We start from the raw sequence: 811 nt of genomic DNA on the forward strand, positions 1-811 counted from the left end.
AGGCAAGATAACCCTCCACTCCTTGTCCTGATGTACCTAAAGTATCGGTTCCAGTTTCCCAGGAAGTGGTATCTGTATCATCTTCCCATACAGTGCCCTCTTCAACCTGTTCGGTGTTGGTGTCATCCATGTCGTCATTGTTGTCGTCATCGGCAAATACTAAAAAGTATAATATTGCCAGAATTACAAGGACCAGGATAATCCACGGCCAAATTGGTTTCTTTTTTTCAATCTTAATCTCTGCCATAATTTTCTTTTTTTATTAGTTAGATTATTGACTTCCTAATTTACTCATTTCGAGGGCTTTTTTAATTAAGAGCAGCCTAAATTAATGTTAATAATGCACTAATACGGCTAATTAATTGAAGTTATTCCAGTGAATGTTGAAAGACTCGTTTAAAAATTTAAGGAACTGCAATTTTGATTTTTACTGAAGAAATTTGGGCTAAGACTTCTTTTATATCCCCACGATATTCCCCGTCGATTTGAAAAGGGATATTTTTACTGCTAGTGATCCTCGCTTCAACAGCGGGAATGATCTCAAGAAAATCTTCGCTTAGTTCTACATCTTCTCTAAACGTCTGAAGTATTTGGGGAATATTGAATTCTTTAAAAATGAGGATCTCAAATTTTCCATCATCATATTTCCCATGAGGATTAATCGTCGCCCCTGTACCATATCTTCTGGCGTTTGCTATGGCAACAAGAAAGGCAGTGCGTTGCAGAATTTTACCGTTGGTCTCTATTCTAAATTCAAAGGGGAAATCACTTTTTATTAGGGTAGGTATGCTTTGGATAAGATATCCAAGTT

General features: G+C 36.7%; 2 protein-coding genes. Both read right to left on the reverse strand.

Annotated features, from left to right (window positions below; translation table 11 throughout):
- On the reverse strand, positions 1–247 hold a 247-nt coding region (locus HC175_RS15570), incomplete at its 3' end, for a hypothetical protein (RefSeq protein ID WP_167920166.1).
- Between the two features lie 157 nt (positions 248–404).
- Positions 405–811, reverse strand: a 407-nt coding sequence (locus HC175_RS15575; RefSeq protein ID WP_369074334.1) for a diacylglycerol/lipid kinase family protein, incomplete at its 5' end; no start/stop codon positions are given.

The organism is Salinimicrobium oceani (assembly GCF_012037645.1).